The sequence below is a fragment of the Pseudoalteromonas sp. C2R02 genome (genome assembly GCF_018860845.1).
GTDB lineage: Bacteria > Pseudomonadota > Gammaproteobacteria > Enterobacterales > Alteromonadaceae > Pseudoalteromonas.
Genome location: NZ_JAHKQC010000011.1, coordinates 37,812 through 52,871, shown reverse-complemented (window position 1 = coordinate 52,871; position 15,060 = coordinate 37,812). Strand labels below are relative to the sequence as shown.

Sequence of the window (15,060 nt, the reverse complement as noted above, 5' to 3'; positions counted from 1 at the left end):
CGTGTTTAATAAATATTTTTACCAACTTATATTTAAAGTGATTGTGTTTTTTGCCTTATTTTTAAGTCCTTTGAATGCGAATGAAATAAATAGGCCAAAGGTTTCAATAGTAGTTGATAATGCCTATCCCCCTTATTCTTATTTAAAAGATGATAAATTGGAGGGGATTTATGTGGAAATGGTATTACTTGCAGCACAAGAGTTAATGCCATTCTATCAAATAGAATTAATTCCTATGCCATGGAAAAGAGCTATTTTTGAAGTTGAATTAGGCCACGTAATGGGTGTATTACCACCATATAAACATCTAGAGGAACGGCCATTTATTACGCCTTATTCAGAACCTTTAATGATTGAAAGTGTTATTGCATTTTGTAATAAAGACATTGATATTAATAAATATTTAGATAAAAAACTCAAAATACCAGCTTTAAATATTGGAGTTAATGCCGGTTTTTTAATTTTAGGAGATAAAATAACAAATGCAGCTAAATTAGGCTCAGTTAAAATTTGGGAAAATAAAAATACGAGCGCTAATATTCTAAAATTATTATCAAAAAGAATAGATTGCTATATAAATGATAAGTTATCGACTTTATGGCAATTTAAGCGAATGAAACAACAAAATGCATTATTAAATTTTGATGATATACAGGCATCAATGTTGATTATGGAACAGCAAGCATATATTGGTTATGCAAAAGGGTTTAGTCAACTTGAAACAAAAGCTGATTTTATAAAACGTATGAATTTAGCTTTAATTAAATTGAAAAACACAGGCGAGGTTAAGGAAATTTTAAATCGCTATATAAAATAAAAAGCTAAGAATTGAATTCTCAGCTTTTTTAAAAAAATTACTTTTCCTCTATATCTTCAATATCACCGCGCATCACAGGGTAGCCCATTTGCATCCAACCAAATATGCCTTCCCATAAAACAGCTGTACGGGTATAACCTTTCCTTCGGAGTTTACTAATTGTGTGCTCTGCAGCAGCACGAGGGCACGAACAATAGGCTACAATTTGTACGTCCTTTGGAATGCCCTCTACAGTTTCATCTAAGTCAGCGTAATAAGGAAAAGGGATAGAGCCTGCGATATGGGCTGTTTGCCAAACAGAAGGAACTCGAGTATCAAGCAATACCATTTTATTTTTATTGTTAAGTGCTGTATTTAAATCATCAGAAGATACAAACATGCCATCAGCAAGGTTAAAGTTAGGATCATCTCCTTGTTTATTTATTACATATTTATCAGGTGTCGGAAATGCTTTTAATACGGTTTTTTCCATTTTCCAACCACTGGCTTTACTTCTTAAAAATGCAGTGATGTTATTGATATCATCTGATGATAACTTATCTTTATAGGGCTGCATGGGTGTATCTTGGCGACCATAGCGAATAGCATGCCTGATAAAGTCATCGGTATTATGGGCAAGCGCCGACTGATTGCCTAAAGCAGGACCGGTGATCCCTTCACCTTTAATACCATGACAGCTAGCACATTCTTTTTGATAAACTTGCTCACCTCTTATTATATTGCCATGAACAGGGTTTGTTGAAAGTCTGAGTCTTTGATAGCCCGCTTTTTCAAATAGCCAGTAAGTTAAATCCCAGGTTTCATCTAAAGTCATTGGACCGCCCACTTCATCAAGATAGCCTCCCATAGCAGTGTCAACACGGCCATATTGCATAGGTCGCAAAATCGCATGAGGTACGCCTGATTCAAATAAGCTTTTACTACGTAGTGAAGGTGCATGATCATTTACATGACCTTGTCGGTCGGCGCCATGACATAAAGCACAATATTTTTGATAGTTTTTTTCAGCGACTTTTGCTTGTGAAGTAGTGAGTTTACGTGGCGGTGGTAAAGTGTCGTATTCACTTTGTTGCGCTAAAATGGAGTGGGGCAGCAGTATGATAAGCCCAGAGAGTATTAAAATTAGTTTTTTTATTATCGTCATAATAATCTTTATTGTTAGCTGATAATTAAGGTTACTGGGCTTTATCTGTATTATCAATGTGATATTGCTTTTTGAAACAGCTGGTAACAAATGAATATGTTCTTTATGAAGTGCTATGATTAATTAAGCATTAAACGCTTAGGTACTTATATGTATTTTTATCAAATATCTGTATTTTTTTGTCTCTTTTCTATTAGTTGTGTATCAGCTCGGGTATTAGAATTTGTCACAGAAAATGCACCTCCATTACAATATATTGACAAGGGTAAAGTAGTTGGTAAAACAACGGCATTTATTAATCAAGTTACCAAAAATTCTAACTTTAAAGCTGATATAAAAATACTCCCTTGGGCTAGAGCCTATCAAACGGCACTCACTCAAAAAAATATATTTATTTATCCTTTAGTGAGAACCGCTGAACGAGAAGAAAATTTTATTTGGATAGGTAAGATATACACTCTGAAGTTAAGTTGGGCTAAATTAAAGTCACGTACGGATGTAAGCATTAACAACCCTGAAGATGCTAAAAATTATAAAACAGGAGTTATTCGTGCTGATGCTACTTATAACTATTTAATAAAAAATGGTTTTATAAAGAATGACAATTTTATCGTGGTAAGTGAATTACCTTTATTACTTGAGCTTTTATATTCTGAGAAAATTGACAGCTTTATTGTTGATATTACTCTGTTAAAAGAAATGGCTGTATTAAAAGGGTACGATGCACATCAGCTAGTTTCTGAGTTTGATATTCCTAAATTGAATTATCACCTTTATTTAGCAACGAACCTCAATACAGATCCCGTTTTAATAGAAAAACTCAAAAATAATTTGCATGGTATTAATTAAGCACTGATAGAAGATATTTCCTGAGCAAAAAACTCTTGAAACCCCTTTTGCGCAACTATTACCTCTCGTCGGTATTAAATATATTTTATATATGTTTAATAACATTTCTAAGGTATTTCTCCATTCTCAAAATGATATAATATTTCGGGTTTTTATAGACCGAATACCCTCTATGTTTGAACCTAAAAGGCTTGTAGTAAATGTTAGAAAATAAAAGTTCACCTTTATTTAAGTTATCTATGACTAGGCGATTAGTCTTGAGTGTATGTAGTATTGTTTCGCTCATTTTATTAGTTATATCAATTATTATAATCAACAGATTATCAGATGAAACCACGTTAAAAACTCAAAGCAGTCTAGCAAGAGTTGTAGAAACAGAAGCTTCTAATATAGAGCAATTGTTTTTAAGCCGTTATAAAGTGTTAGAAACTGCATTTGAAGCGCCTAGCGTTAAAAGTTGGATAGAAACCCGAGAAATACCTTGGGAAGAAATTGATGGTAATACAGAATATAACTCTGTAAATAAATATTTAAAACAAATAGTTGATAGTGAAGACGAAATTACGAGTATATTTTATTCGCCAATGACGACAGGTGAGTATTGGGATGAAAACGGTCGTATTCCTAGAGAGTATATGACTTCTAGTATTAAAGAGGTGCCTTGGTGGATAAAAACTACGCAAGCTAACCAAGGGGTAGTAAATGAACCTTTTGAAGATAGCCGATCAAAGGTGGTATCTGCAGCATTGAGTAAACCTGTTTATTCAGATTCTGGTAAATTAATTGCAATTGCTGGCATTGATTTAAAGTTAGAAACGATACAACATCAAATAAAAGAAAATGCAAAATTTAATGATTTAGGTAATGCATTTTTATTTCAGGATAATGGGCAATTAATTACTTTACCTGAAGGTGTTCAGTTAGATAAAAAACAGCGAACACTTGATTTCATTGAGCAAGAAGAAACAAACTCAGGCTTTTATAACCTAAAAAAAGAAAACAAAAAACTATCTTTTCATCAAGTCATATTTGATGGAGAACCACAGTTATTAGCCTTAATTAAAATTGAATCAACAAAACCACAAATGGATTGGCGTTTAGCGCTAATGTACCCTCAAGAAAAAATTGATGAACCTATAGTTGATACAACTTTACAGTTGATTACTTTTACAATTATTTTAATTGTTACACTTGGATTATTATTATCTTTTTTAATTAAATTAGGCTTAACACCATTACATGAGATTTCAGATGCCATGGCACGTATTGTTAACGGAGATGGTGATTTAACACAGCGTCTTGTGGTCAAAGACAATAATGAGATTGGTAAACTCGCTCAAATGTTTAATGAATTTGTATCGAATGTAAATCATGTTGTCAAAGAGAGTTTAAACGTATCATCTCAAGTTTCAGAATCAAGTGAGCGTTTGCAATCTATGATGGAACAAGCTGATGATGCTGTACAAAGTCAAAATGCAGAATTAGATATGATCGCAACTGCAACAACTGAGCTTTCACAAGCGGTAAATGAGATCTCTTCTAACGCTGAAAATTCTAGTCAAGCAACCATTGAAGTTCAAAATCAAGTAAGTATAGGTATGGAGCTAGTTACTAAAGCAGATCAGCAAATCAATACCTTAGCTAACAGTTTTAGAGAAAGTGAAACTCTAGTGACTGAGCTAAATGTAAATTCAGATAAAATTGGTGAAGTATTAGACGTGATAGGCAGTATCGCAGATCAAACAAACTTACTAGCCTTAAATGCGGCAATTGAAGCAGCTCGAGCGGGCGATCATGGCCGTGGTTTTGCAGTTGTTGCCGATGAAGTACGTACTTTGGCTAAACAAACGCAAGACTCAACGCATAATATACAAAGTATAATTAATACCTTAAGAGAAAATACTAAACAAGTATTAACCGTTATGGTGGATAATCGACAACATGCAGAACAAAGTGTTGAAGATGCGAAAAATATTCATCAACAGCTAACCAAGTTAACAGTAGAAGTTGAAAATATTCAATCACAATCTTTACAAATAGCTGAAGGTACATCACAGCAATCGATTGTATTAGATGATATTTCAAGAAACATCGTAACAACGAAAGACTTTTCAACCAGTACATCTGAGCTGATGAATGAATCAAACTCAGCTTGTGGTGAATTAAAAGATGAGAGTCAGGCGTTATTACATAATTTAAATCAGTTTAAAGTGAATTAATTTTTAAATCGTATTTATATATTTAAAACCTGCATAATGGAAGTTATGCAGGTTTTTTACTTTAAATTTGGTCAGTAACACTTAATAATCTTGCTTAGACATTTTAAGGACATGACTTCAGTTATTTTTAATGACATTAAAAGTTGAATTTAAAAGTGGTGATGTCATGAAAAAAATATATAAACTATTAACTGTAGGAAGTGTGCTTTCAATATTGGTTGGCTGCGGCGGCGATGAAGGTTTAAATGATGACACTAGCATACGCGATTATTCAGGATTCTTTACAGCTTTACCAGAGCAAGCTATTTACCCCGAAAATAACCCATATTCAAAAGAAAAGTCTGATTTAGGTGAATTGCTTTTTTGGGATCCGATTTTATCTGGCAATCAAAATGTGTCTTGTGCATCTTGTCATCACCCTAAATTTGGCTGGGCTGATGGGCGAGCGTTTTCAATCGGTTCAGATGGTATAGGTCTAGGGCCTGACAGGCATGGTGATGAAGTGACACCTATTCATTCTCCTACAGTGATGAACGTGGCATTTACAGGAATAAGTGTAGATACTAATACAGATAATTTTACTTCTGGACCATACTTCTGGGATTTACGTGCTGATACATTAGAAGAGCAAGCGATAGGTCCAATTAAAAATAAAATTGAAATGCTAGGTTATAATTTTCATGAAGATGAAATTATGACAGAAGTGATAAATCGATTGTCTGCAAACGATGAATATGTTGATTTATTTGAGCAAGCTTTTGCTAATGAAGAATCTATTAATAAAGAAGTAATTAATGAAAAAAATATAGCTAAAGCACTAGCTACTTTTCAGCGAAAAATTACGACATCAAATTCTCGTTTTGATAAATTCTTAAATGGTCAAACAGATGCTTTTAGCGAAACAGAAATTATAGGTTTAAATACCTTTATTGATGGTGGTTGTGTCACGTGCCATAGTGGCCCTATGTTAGCTGATAATTTGATTAGAGAAGATGAGAAAATAATAGATTCACTTGATGCAGTACGTACACCATCACTTAGAAATATCACTAAAACAGCACCTTATATGCAAGATGGTTCTCGCGATACATTAGCGAGGGCAATTAGTATTTATGAAGATAGAGATGATATCGGTGTGAGTGTTGGTGAAGATGATTTTACCGGTTTAGAAATTTTCTTACGCACATTAGATGCTTCTGTTTATTCTCATATCCCAGCAAGAGTACCAAGTGGTTTACCTGTAGGCGGCGATATAAACCAATAAATTTACTTTTATAACCAGTCATACGATAAAAAGTACTGATTTTTTCAGTGCTTTTTATTTTTTAACCGAATAATCAACGCTTAATTTGAAATAAACTGATGTTTGCGCCAAACTGACCTAATTATAAGAAAAACAATAGGTTTGTTAATATGCTCCGAAATATATCAATCGCACTTTTTTTAATACTTGCTACTCCATTTATAACAGCTCTGTTTGTTCATAATAGCTATGATGTTGAACGTGAAATTGTGATCAATCAACCAAAAGACAGAGTATTCCAATATGTTAAATATTTAAAAAATCAAAATGAATTTAGTAAATGGGCCAATATAGACCCTAATATGACTAAAACTTATCGTGGCATTGATGGCACAATCGGTTTTGTTTCTGCTTGGGATTCAACACATGAAGAAGTCGGCACAGGTGAGCAAGAAATAAAAGCAATAGAAGAGGGTAAACGTATTGATTTTGAGTTACGTTTTATAAAGCCATTTGAAGCCACTGAACCCGCTTATATGATCACAGAATCTGTTGATAATAATACCACTAAAGTTAAATGGGGTTTTAGCGGTCATATGGATTATCCAATGAATTTAATGTTTTTATTTATCGACTTTGAAAAAACCATAGGTGATGACTTACAAGAAGGATTAGATAATCTAAAAGTGATTCAAGAAAGGCAATAACTGGCATTATAATGTTTGCAATACATTATAAAAATGCCGTTCAAAGCAGAACGGCATTTTTTATAAGTATAGTTAAAACTTTAGCTTTTTAGCATAATCTTTCCTGAGTTATAAAAGTATAATTACATAACCAACTACCAGATTAACACTTGTTCACACTGTGCCTCATAATATTTTATTATAATTTCCCCTCTGATTAAAAGTAACTATCTGATTTATATTGAAGTTATAGGGGTGGTGTTGTAGCTGTTTAGCTATTAAAATATCACAGTTATAAATGTCAAAGTGTTGGATTAACAAAGCTGCTGCCTTACTTCCACACCTGAATAAATAGATTTTATTGTAAGGAATATTATGAAAAGTATATTAACCATATTAACTTTATTTTTGCATTCATTTGGTGCGAATGCATCTATATTAAGCGATTGTGAAAAGAAGTGGGGTACAGATTATGTGATGGTTAAATATTGTGTAAATCGTCAAACCAAAGCTTATAACGAGCTATACGGTTCTAAGCCTCCAGTCAAAAAATCTCAGACAACCAAGAAATCAAACTCAAGTAATGATAAGTATATAGACATTAGAAAAGGAGCTACTGAGATTGATTCAATTAATAAGCGTTATTTAAAAAGAAAAATCTCTAAAAATGCTCGAATTAATGAAATTAACAAACTTTACTCAAGGAAACTCATCACTAGAGAACAAGCTACAAGCGCAATAAATAATGAGCCAGTAAGTAAATAGGAGAGTGTCTGTTTTTTTATCGGTATATAGCTGTAGCTGAAAAGCTATGTAAGAACTCAAGGAAACTACTGAAGAACTTATAGAACAATACATACTTTAGCTCACTTGATTACATTTATAAACATTTAATACGAACTATAAATCAATAAGGCTCTGTTTATTTCTTGAGGCTTTCTATTTGAATGAGATAATGAAGAAAATATTGATAATCGCAGTGATATTCATTTCCGTACTAGGTTCATCATTCTGGTTTAAGCAGAATAATTTCAATAATATAGTATCGAAAGACAAGAGGAATAAAGGTGTAGATATATATATTTACAATCAGTTTCTACTTAACCCTAATGTTTTGATTATTGATATCCAGGGGATTCCTTCTACTAATTCACAAATGGACGTCATACGGGTGTTAATGCAATACGCTCAAGGTATTAAGGGTAATAGTTACAGTAAAGTTATTCTTTCATATAAAGGTACTCAGAAGTTCTTCATGAATGGAGATTACTTTAAGAATCTAGGGAAAGAATATGGCATACAGAATCCAATGTATACAGTCAGAACTATGCCTGAAAACCTGTATAAACCGGAAGGCAAAAAGGCGTTTTCTACTTGGACTGGAGGAGCGTTAGGCGTACTAAGTAAGCAGATGCAAGACCTTAAGAGTATGAGTGAACAGTGGTATTTAGATGATCTTGTTTCGAATTAACTACGGTTATAAAAAACAAATAAAAAAGGCGCTCAATGAGCGCCTTTTGGAGATGATATAATTTGCTTAAACCATATCTTTAAAAGGGTTTTCTTGGCTTAGCTCAATAGGATTAGCAAAGCCTGGTAAAGTCATTTCAGTTTCGGTGATATTGATTTCATTTTCATCAATTAAACCTTCGCCGAATTTATAAATCAGATCGTACTCACCATTATTTATTTGCGTTTTATAAGCTTGTTGCGCAGCTTCAACAACGGTTAACTTTTCTTGGTAACTCGCCATTGCTTCATCACCATGACGTTTTGCTACCATTTCTAAACTTACTTTAGGTGAAAGTACCGTTGCAGTCGCGTTATTTCCGCCAAATCCTTTAGAGTTGATAAAGGCAATATCCATTGGCTGACATTCATAATGTTCAGTTCTGATATCTAATTGTTCTGCATATACATCGTCAGCTACTTTATCAATTGTTGTAATACCCGGCATGATGTTGTGCTCAAATATACCTAAAGCCATAGCCATTTGGTCACCACTTGCAGGCCCAATTGTATGGCCAACAAATGCTTTTGGTGCAGCGACAGGCCAGTTATTGATTGCAAAGCTTTTACCGATACGATCATAAATTAGAGATTCAGTTACGCGGTTTTGCGGCGTGCTTGAACCATGGGCTAAAATAAAGCTACGTTCAGTGACTGCTTCTTTACCTAGTACATTTTGTGCAAGGGCAACAGATTTAGCCATAGTTATGTAGTTACCTGGACCAGGTGCTGTAATTGATTTTTTAATACCATCAGCATTAATAAATACGTCAGCTACTGAGCCAAGTACTCTAGCGCCTAATTCTAGTGTTAATGCATCATCCATTAATACAACAAACTGTGCGCCTTCACCAATTGTAAAACCACAGTTTTGGCCAAATGGGCGGCTCGTACGGCGATGATCAGCTGTATCACTGTTATCTAATTTTTTAAGACCTTCTTCGTTTGCCAACGCGCTCATGTTACCAAAACCTTCGATAATCTCTTGCGTGATCGGCGTTTCAGCACTACCAACTACAGCGACACGAATTTTACCTGTTTGGATATCTTGAACAGCAGCGCGTAGGTTATATAAAAAAGTAGCACACGCACCAGATGCAGTGAAAGTTGTACCAACGTTACCTGTTACATATGCATTGATGAAATCGGTAGACATGGTATTTAGGCCTAAGGCTAAATTTTTAGTTGAAACACGGCCACCACGCATACGACTTTTCATTAAACCTGCAAAGCCTTCTTCTTGTAATTGCCCAGCAACAGACGCTGAGTAAGTACCAATTTGATCCGGTCCAATTTTATCAACAACTGTTTGCCATTCCATACCTAATGAACGGATCGCATCAGTTGCGCCAAATATCGTTGCTTGTAAACCGCGCGGTTGGTAACGACTGTTATACATATTTGCAGGTTCAAATCCTGTCGGAAACTGTCCAGCTGCTTTAATTGGGTTGTCGCGGTAACCGTCGTGAGTAATGTCTAAATCGCCAGGGATCTCTACTTTTACTTTGCCCGCTTCAAGCTCTGTAATTTGCCAAGTACGTGGTAATGGAGCAGGCAGTTTACGTTTGCTTGTTTCAAAAACGATAGTCTCGCCAGAAGGGCTTAAAGTCATTTTTTGCTGCCAATGGGTTGCATCAACATCAAAATGATTTTTTTCAATTTTTCGGATCAAAGTGCCATCTAAAATCTGTTGCCCTAGTTTTTCTTCTATTTCACTAGGTGCAATTGCTTGGCCATCAGCATCTACTAATTGATCATTCTGATAGCTTACTAAATTCATTAAAGTAGCAAGACCAACAAAAGTTTCACGACGTAATTCTTGATTTAATTTTTCTATTACAATGCGTTGGTAGCCTTGATGAAAAGAAGTTCGGCCTGCGGCATTTATTCCGCCCATGCCAACAATAAGAGGTAAAGCTATCATGAGAAACCTTTTAACGTGTAATAATCTGTTTTTAATATGTATACAGTTTAAGTTGCTTTCAAAAAGTTTTTTATAACAAAGAAGCCAAAAATAAGGATATAATGGCCAAAATGTAATGCTAGGGATTAATATGCCCAATTTAAATAATAAAATATCCAATAAGATCAAAGTTTCTTTATTGGTTTATCAGCATATGCTGGCAACCAGTCTTACTTTACCGGTTGAAATGCTGCGTGCAGGAGAAGCTTTTGCGCTTAGTCATGATAAAAATGGTAAATCACTGAGTATCGAGCTTGTTGGTGAAGATTTACAACCCATAAAATCAAGAGCGGGTATTAATATTATGGCTGATAACACGCCCGAATCAGCTGATATGGCAGAGTTAATTATTGTACCGAGTATTTGGCGTAATCCGAGACCTGTTTTAAGAAAACACCCAAAGCTCATCTCTTGGTTAAATAACTTATGGGCGGGCGGCAGTACATTAATTGGTGTGGGTACCGGTAATTGCTTTTTAGCAGAGTCAGGATTATTAAATGGCTTACCTGCAACAACACATTGGCACTATGCAGAGCAATTTAGACGTGATTACCCTGAAGTAGACCTAAAACCTGACTTTTTTATTACACAGTCAGAGCGTATATATTGTGCAGCCAGTTTAAATTCATTAGCAGATATTATTGTACATATTATCCATCAATATTATGGCCGAGAAGCTGCACAACATGTTGAAAGAAACTTTTCTCATGAGATCAGAAAACCTTATGAAGAGCAGCGATATTTAGAAGGCGCTGCAGATAGGCATCCTGATGAATTAATTGCACAAATACAGTTTTGGATGCGTACAAACTTATCATCTACCTTAGATTTAAATGAAGTTGCAGCACAGTTTAATATGAGTCAGCGGTCTTTTACACGTCGTTTTAAAGCAGCGACCGGCACAAAAGCGACTGATTATTGGCAACAAGTACGAATCGAATCAGCAAAAGATTTACTCTCATCAAGCAATTTATCAATTCAAGAGATTTCATTTGAAGTAGGGTATAGCGATCAGGGTTATTTAACACGAGTTTTTAAAAAACATTTAGGGCAAACACCCAAAGAATATCGTGGCTTAGTGCGTAAAAAATTATTTAGTTGAGTAATTAATAGAGAGTTTTAGGTGAGCCTTTAATTTCCTTGATAAAACGTATAGCAATTTTTGCCTTTGCGCTTTGAGTGATACATGGCTTTATCTGCATTGTTTAGCAGTAAAGTTATATCAGTGCCTTGCAATGGAAATAAGCAAATACCTACACTTGCTGATAAATCAGCATTTTTAAGTTCATCAGGTAGCGTTATTGCGCATTGCATTACAACTTCTTGGGCTACTTGCTCTATTATACCTCTATCAATATCTGGGCTATTGAGCTCAACTAAAACAACAAATTCATCACCGCCTAATCTTGCTATGTTCAGTTCTATCGAATCTTTGCTAAATTTATTTTCAATTCCAGATAATCTATTTGCAATTGTTATCAGTACTTTATCACCTGCTTGATGACCTAAAGTATCATTTATTTCTTTAAACCCATCTAAATCTATAAAGATGATTGCACCATGGCTGTTGTTTTTTCTTGAGTTTTTGAGTGCTAATTCTAAATTAAAAATGAAACTTCTACGGTTATTTAAACTTGTTAACTGATCTCTCTCACTGAGTTTTTTATGCCGTAAAACATTATTAATAAGATATCGACGGTTAATTAAAAAGGCCACGATTAAGACAGATAATAGCCCGGCGTAAAGAAGTATATAAAACCGTATTTTTTTAGTTTTGTAGATTTTATCAAACTGCATCCCACCTATTATTTTTTCTAATTTATCCAATTCAGCCGCTAATGGGTTATTAATAAGTTGAGGAATTAACAGGTTCATTTCTTTTCTTAAAGCTTGATACTTATGTGCGTGCCAAATAAATAATCGGATCAATTCTTTACTTTCTTCACTTGTATCAGGGGTCATTTTTTCAAGGGTTAATAGAATACGATTATTTTTCTTCGCTATTCTAGCTTCGGTAAAGACCTTCAGCCCTAACGCATTAATCACTATGTTATCGATTGTTTGGATTAATAAGCTAAATTTTCTATTATCCAGTTGAGATCTTATTTGTTGCTCTAATTTAGGCAAGTATCGCAATGAGTTGTTTACGTTGGCATGTAAAGATTTAAATTTTTCGATTTGGTTTAAACGCTTTTTATATAATAAATATAAATTATCACCTGATATTGATTCATTGATATTTATTATATTATTAGAATTTAATAATAGTTTTAAGCTGTCGATTTGCTCTGTTAAGGCTTTTTGTGCATGAGCCAGTTCATCAAAATTTGAATTCAAATTACTATGACTTTTCAAAATTAATTGAGAAATATCAGAATCTTGTTTATGAAGCGCTAACAGTAATAAATTTAAATTATTTTCTGATTTTAAAGTTGAGATCTGTGAATTAAAATTAGCAAAAATAAGTAGACTTAAAAGTAAAAAAATAAAAAATAATGCAACATAGTGTTTAATTTGTTTATTCATAAACTGCATCCAAACTCTTTAAAAATGCTTCTATACTTTTAACATCTTGATTATTTGGAATAATCCCAAGCTGATATTTAAACATTATCCTTATCGCTTTTTTTAATGTTTTGGCTGAAGCATCATGAAAGTAAGGCGCTGTTTTACTAATATTTCGTAGGCTTGGAACACGAAAAAAATACTTATCACTGTTTCTTTTGCTGGTATTAAAGTAACCATAATCACGTTGCTTTATGTTAGTTTCATTAAAATAAGGACGCATAACCCCAAATTTTTGTCTCATATTACCGCCTATATTCATTCCTTGATGGCAGCCACTGCATCCATAATCTTTAAATAATTGATATCCTTTGACTTCTTCAATAGTAAGTTGTTTAAAATCACCTTTAAGGTATAAATCAAATCTAGAAGGTTTTGGTAAACTTAATTCAAAAGAGATTATGGCGTCTCTGATTGCTTCTGGATCAATATTTAAATATCCTGCTTTAGTAAATAACACTGGGTAATGCTGAGTAGTTGAGAGCCTCTTGATAATAGTGTCCCAAGTATTATTCATTATTTTTGGGCTCGTTATTAGCTTATCTAGGTGTTTATTTAAATTATTGAATTTTCCAGTCCAAGTGAAATAATAATTTAAACCCAAATACTCTAAACTAGGCGTATTCATAGATAATGGCTTGCCATCAGCGCCTAAAGAAAACGTTTTACCATCTGAATATGCTTTATCCGCATGATGGCAGCTAGCACATGAGAACATTCGGTTTTTTGATAATAAAACGTCATTAAATAACTGCTTACCTAATTGAACTTTCGATTGATTTTTTTCAGTAAGAATTAAAGGCAGTAAAGGCTCTTGAGCATAAGAAAAATGAGCGAATGAAAAAGCTAAAATTGATAAAGTTATAAAAAGGACAGTTAATATACGCATCATTACCTTAAATTTTTATAAATTATATTTGTGAGTATAGGCTAAACAAATCCTTTTATTTTAACGACAAGTATAGAAGACCATATAAGTTGTAAAAGTTATTCAAAATTAATAAATTTATATTTTGTTACGAATTTATTACCTGCAAATAGACGTGATTAATCGTGTTTTGGCTTTAAAGTAAACAAAATTCTGTTATAACTAGAATCGATTAAATTTTAAAACCTAATGGAATAAAAATAATGTCAAACTTAAAAACACTTTTTAAAGGTTCGGTTCTTACAGCGGGTATTTTATGTGCCACTATGGTTAATGCTCACAGCGAACATAGCCATGGTGCATCAGCTTTAGATAAAGCAATATCAGGTGAATATCGCTCAGATAAAAATAAAAGTCGTGATATGTACCGTAACCCAAAAGAAACTTTAGAGTTTTTTGGCTTTAAACCTTCAATGACAGTTGTTGAAGTTGCACCAGGTGGTGCTTGGTATAGTGAAATTTTAGCGCCAGCGCTAAAAGAAAAAGGTCAGTTTTACGGTGCGCAGTACCCAGATACTGGAGAAGATAACTACTATAGTAAATCTCGTAAAAAGTTAGAAAAAAAATTAGCAAGCAATGAAATTTTTAGCAAAATGAAGCTAACTGATTTTACACCTAAAAAACCAAGTGTACTCGCGCCAAAAGGTACTGCAGATTTAGTTTTAACTTTTAGAAATTTGCATAACTGGAAAGAAGAAGGCGTAAGCCAGTTATTTAAAGATGCATATGTTGCATTAAAACCAGGCGGTGCACTAGGTGTTGTTGAGCATAGAATGCCTGAATCTCAAAATTGGGAAACAAATAAGAAAAGTGGCTATTTCCCAGCCTCTTTGACAATAAAATTAGCTAAAGAAGCCGGTTTTAAACTTGCTGCAAGCAGTGAAATTAATGCCAATGCAAAAGATAAAGCTAATCACCCTAAAGGTGTTTGGACATTACCACCAGTATTAGCACTTAAAGATAAAGACCGTGCTAAATATATGGCTATAGGTGAAAGCGATCGTATGACTTTAAAATTTGTAAAAGCGGGCGCTAAACTTTAATTAACTAAATAGTTATTTTCGATTTAAAAAACCTTAACTGATTTCAGTTAAGGTTTTTTATTTTTAACATATTTAAAAAGCTTTTATACAATGC

General features: G+C 33.6%; 13 protein-coding genes. 9 read left to right on the top strand and 4 right to left on the bottom strand.

Annotation, left to right across the window (positions count from 1 at the left end):
- The first annotated feature begins 1 nt into the window (after position 1).
- The gene (locus KO527_RS02345) at positions 2–817 is read left to right on the top strand and encodes a transporter substrate-binding domain-containing protein (RefSeq protein WP_216038775.1); all 816 of its coding nucleotides are present in this window, start codon (positions 2–4) and stop codon (positions 815–817) included.
- A gap of 37 nt (positions 818–854) precedes the next feature.
- Here the strand turns inward: KO527_RS02345 and KO527_RS02340 are convergent, their stop codons facing one another.
- Positions 855–1,961: a c-type cytochrome gene (locus KO527_RS02340; RefSeq protein ID WP_216038774.1), complete on the bottom strand. Its 1,107-nt coding sequence runs from the start codon at positions 1,959–1,961 to the stop codon at positions 855–857.
- 150 nt (positions 1,962–2,111) lie between these two features.
- On the opposite strand from KO527_RS02340, the gene KO527_RS02335 reads away from it, so the two are divergent.
- The 6 genes from KO527_RS02335 (at position 2,112) to KO527_RS02310 (ending at position 8,429) form a co-directional block, all read left to right on the top strand.
- Positions 2,112–2,810 carry a transporter substrate-binding domain-containing protein gene (locus KO527_RS02335; RefSeq protein ID WP_216038773.1) on the top strand — a complete coding sequence of 233 codons (699 nt, stop codon included), beginning with the start codon at positions 2,112–2,114 and terminating at the stop codon, positions 2,808–2,810.
- A gap of 200 nt (positions 2,811–3,010) precedes the next feature.
- Positions 3,011–5,029, top strand: a complete 2,019-nt coding sequence (locus KO527_RS02330) for a methyl-accepting chemotaxis protein (protein ID WP_216038772.1) — start codon at positions 3,011–3,013, stop codon at positions 5,027–5,029.
- Positions 5,030–5,195: 166 nt separating this feature from the next.
- Entirely contained in the window at positions 5,196–6,293 is a 1,098-nt protein-coding gene (locus KO527_RS02325) for a cytochrome-c peroxidase (RefSeq protein ID WP_216038771.1), read from the top strand.
- A 149-nt stretch (positions 6,294–6,442) separates the two neighbouring features.
- Complete coding sequence (locus KO527_RS02320) at positions 6,443–6,979, top strand: SRPBCC family protein (protein WP_216038770.1); 537 nt, start codon at positions 6,443–6,445, stop codon at positions 6,977–6,979.
- Between the two features lie 354 nt (positions 6,980–7,333).
- Positions 7,334–7,723, top strand: a complete 390-nt coding sequence (locus KO527_RS02315) for a hypothetical protein (protein ID WP_216038769.1) — start codon at positions 7,334–7,336, stop codon at positions 7,721–7,723.
- 178 nt (positions 7,724–7,901) lie between these two features.
- Positions 7,902–8,429 (top strand): hypothetical protein, encoded by a 528-nt coding sequence (locus KO527_RS02310; RefSeq protein ID WP_216038768.1) that lies wholly within the window; start codon positions 7,902–7,904, stop codon positions 8,427–8,429.
- A gap of 66 nt (positions 8,430–8,495) precedes the next feature.
- Here the strand turns inward: KO527_RS02310 and KO527_RS02305 are convergent, their stop codons facing one another.
- Positions 8,496–10,391, bottom strand: a complete 1,896-nt coding sequence (locus KO527_RS02305; protein ID WP_216038767.1) for a beta-ketoacyl synthase — start codon at positions 10,389–10,391, stop codon at positions 8,496–8,498.
- A 130-nt stretch (positions 10,392–10,521) separates the two neighbouring features.
- On the opposite strand from KO527_RS02305, the gene KO527_RS02300 reads away from it, so the two are divergent.
- On the top strand, positions 10,522–11,532 hold the full coding sequence (locus KO527_RS02300) for a helix-turn-helix domain-containing protein (RefSeq protein WP_216038766.1): 1,011 nt from the start codon (positions 10,522–10,524) through the stop codon (positions 11,530–11,532).
- Between the two features lie 29 nt (positions 11,533–11,561).
- Here KO527_RS02300 and KO527_RS02295 read toward each other — a convergent pair whose 3' ends face one another.
- Both KO527_RS02295 and KO527_RS02290 read right to left on the bottom strand, forming a co-directional pair.
- Positions 11,562–12,956, bottom strand: coding sequence for a diguanylate cyclase (locus tag KO527_RS02295; RefSeq protein ID WP_216038765.1), 1,395 nt, complete (start codon positions 12,954–12,956; stop codon positions 11,562–11,564).
- Complete coding sequence (locus KO527_RS02290; RefSeq protein WP_216038764.1) at positions 12,949–13,884, bottom strand: cytochrome c peroxidase; 936 nt, start codon at positions 13,882–13,884, stop codon at positions 12,949–12,951. The genes KO527_RS02295 and KO527_RS02290 overlap by 8 nt, the downstream gene beginning before the upstream one ends.
- 242 nt (positions 13,885–14,126) lie before the next feature.
- Between KO527_RS02290 and KO527_RS02285 the strand changes: the two genes are divergently transcribed.
- Entirely contained in the window at positions 14,127–14,966 is an 840-nt protein-coding gene (locus tag KO527_RS02285) for a methyltransferase (protein ID WP_216038763.1), read from the top strand.
- The last annotated feature ends 94 nt before the right edge of the window (positions 14,967–15,060 follow it).

Bases quoted from the DNA above. Each gene is read 5' to 3' on its own strand.
- KO527_RS02340 (WP_216038774.1), bottom strand. From the start codon at position 1,961: ATGACGATAATAAAAAAACTAATTTTAATACTCTCTGGGCTTATCATA.
- KO527_RS02335 (WP_216038773.1), top strand. From the start codon at position 2,112: ATGTATTTTTATCAAATATCTGTATTTTTTTGTCTCTTTTCTATTAGT.
- KO527_RS02330 (WP_216038772.1), top strand. From the start codon at position 3,011: ATGTTAGAAAATAAAAGTTCACCTTTATTTAAGTTATCTATGACTAGG.
- KO527_RS02325 (WP_216038771.1), top strand. From the start codon at position 5,196: ATGAAAAAAATATATAAACTATTAACTGTAGGAAGTGTGCTTTCAATA.
- KO527_RS02320 (WP_216038770.1), top strand. From the start codon at position 6,443: ATGCTCCGAAATATATCAATCGCACTTTTTTTAATACTTGCTACTCCA.
- KO527_RS02315 (WP_216038769.1), top strand. From the start codon at position 7,334: ATGAAAAGTATATTAACCATATTAACTTTATTTTTGCATTCATTTGGT.
- KO527_RS02305 (WP_216038767.1), bottom strand. From the start codon at position 10,391: ATGATAGCTTTACCTCTTATTGTTGGCATGGGCGGAATAAATGCCGCA.
- KO527_RS02300 (WP_216038766.1), top strand. From the start codon at position 10,522: ATGCCCAATTTAAATAATAAAATATCCAATAAGATCAAAGTTTCTTTA.
- KO527_RS02295 (WP_216038765.1), bottom strand. From the start codon at position 12,956: ATGAATAAACAAATTAAACACTATGTTGCATTATTTTTTATTTTTTTA.
- KO527_RS02290 (WP_216038764.1), bottom strand. From the start codon at position 13,884: ATGCGTATATTAACTGTCCTTTTTATAACTTTATCAATTTTAGCTTTT.
- KO527_RS02285 (WP_216038763.1), top strand. From the start codon at position 14,127: ATGTCAAACTTAAAAACACTTTTTAAAGGTTCGGTTCTTACAGCGGGT.